This window comes from Labrys sp. 22185, from assembly GCF_052045555.1.
Classification (GTDB): domain Bacteria; phylum Pseudomonadota; class Alphaproteobacteria; order Rhizobiales; family Labraceae; genus Labrys; species Labrys neptuniae.
In genome coordinates, this window is record NZ_JBQEPH010000111.1 from 1 (window position 1) to 2,315 (window position 2,315).

A 2,315-nucleotide genomic window follows, 5' to 3' on the forward strand; every position below is an offset into this window, starting at 1 on the left:
TCGTAGATCGGAGCGAGATCGGCCACGGGCCCGTGCCAGGTGACCCGGCTATGCGACAGGAAACGGTCGAGGGCCAGGCCGGGGGCGACATGCCCGACCAGGTTGAGCCGGGTTTCCCAGCCGAGTTCCGCCTCGACGCGCGGCAGGATTTCCTCGATGAACCAGTTCAATGAATCGTAGTTGGGCGTGTTCTCGGCATAGAGGCTGCCGACGAAGAGGAGGCCGGCCCGATCCTGGAAGCTGCGAGGGGTCGGGGTGACGGGCCGGTAGGTTCCCACCACCCTGGCATGGGGGAAACCGAATTTGTGCAGCACGGCGGCTTCGGACGGACTGACCGTGACGATCTCCTGGCAGAAATGGCCGTGCTCGAATTCCCGCGCCATGGCCTCGCCGAGATCGAAGGGCCTGTTTTCACGCTTTGCCTGCAGTTCCTCCCGCAGCGAGAAGACCGCTTCCGTATCAAGGACGACGCTCGTCTTGTTCGGATTGAGATTGAGATCTTCAAGATATCTATAAAGAAAATTCAGATTGTGAGCGCGGCAAATCCAGATACAATCAAAATAATTCTTTCGATCATTAATGAATTTATTGAAGTCATGATGATTGAGATCGTGAATGATCTCGACGCTATCAGGAAAATCCGCATAGATTTCGGCAATCGGCGCTGCAGTCCCGTGGACCGGAAAGACCGTCACCTGATAGCCCATCCCCGCCATCATGCGGATGAGGTCGTTGCTGCGGACCGCACCGGCTCCCAGGCTGCGCAGCGGAATATAGTCCTCGACATAGAGGATCTTCGACTGGGTCTTGCCGGCAAAACGCGCCTCCAGCAGGGCTTCCGGCGTGTTCGGAAAACGATGCTTCAATGCCTGCAAATGTTTGGCATGGAAAGCCTTCTGGTTCTTGTGCATCAGCCCGAAAGCGGCGCCCGAGTCACGCGAGCTGCCATATTCGTAATGGTAGACCACCACATTGGGATCGTAGACGACGCGGTAGCCTTCCTTCCACACCTGCAGGCAGAGGTCGGCGTCTTCGTAGTAGGCCGGGGCGAATTGCGGATCGAAGCCGCCGATCTGTGCAATCAGATCGGCGCGCGCCATCAGGAAAACCCCGGAGACGAAATCGACGTCGCGGACGAAATTCGCTTCCGGGCTGAGCGGCGCCCAGTCCCGCATATAGCCGTTGGTCTTGCCGTCCCGCCAGATGATGCAGCCGGCCTCCTGCAGCTTTTCATTGGTGCGGATCACCTTCGCGCCGACCACGCCGATCTGCGGATCGGCCTCCAGCCGCGCCATGGCGGCGGCGATCGCCCCGGTGGAAAGCCTCACATCATTGTTCAGGAACAGGATGGCGGGGGCATTCGCATGCAGAAGCGCGCTGTTGCAGGCATGAATGAAGCCGATATTGGTCTCGAAGCGTAGATGGACCATGCCCCTGACATAGCGCTGGATCTGCTTGACCTCGTCCGTCGAACCCGAGTCGACCAGGATGAGCTGGATCCCGCCGGCGTAGTTATCCCGTAGTGACGCCAGGGTCATCAAGGTCATGGCCAGGTGGTTGTGCACCACCACGATGACGCAGACATCGGCGCGGCCTTCGACGGTGAAGTCGATCGGCCGGCGCGCATGCTGGGGAGCCATGTTCTCGGCATGGCTGAGAAACAGGGCGCGGGCCTGCTTCTCCGGCACGTCGATCGGGGCGCCGGTCGGCGCGAAGGGCAGCCCCTTCAGGAGACCGACGGTGAGGAGATGGGCGAAGGGATCGGCGACCTTGGCCAGTTCTGCATTGACCACCACGCTGGAGCGGCGGGCCCAGTAATATTGCAGGTTGATATAGTTGGTCGGGTTGCGCAGCTCATGTTGGCCATAGCGCAGGAAATGCAGATAGGCGTTGCGGAACCACTTGCCCCGGCCGATGACCTTCTCGATGTCGCTATAGCGTTCGATATAGAAGCGCTCGCGGAAATATTCGAGCGGATCGAAGGCCGATGGATCGGAGTTCGACAGATAGTGATGCAGAGCCCCTTTGAACTGCTGCTCGGCAACGGCCTGCTCGACCTCGGGATAATGCAGATAATACCAGGCGGCATCGAAATAGGGCGAGGTGGGGACATCCCCCCTGCCCTCGTCGATCCAGGCCAAATAATGCTGAAACGCGCCCGTGGCGGTCGGGACCGGCTGGCCGACAATGTCCGCCATGTGCCGGCGATAGACTTGCGGCGAGAACAGCAGATGGGCTTGCCGTCCCTCCTGCGCTCCCCGCTTCAGATAATGGTCATAGAGATTGGCAAAGCCTCCCTTGATCAGGGCAGCATC

Annotated in this window: 1 protein-coding gene; it reads right to left on the reverse strand. The window is 59.8% G+C overall.

Annotated elements, in window-relative coordinates; translation table 11 throughout:
* Positions 1 to 2,315 (reverse strand): glycosyltransferase (locus tag ACTJKX_RS38125; RefSeq protein WP_440728495.1); only part of this gene is annotated, 2,315 nt, incomplete at both ends.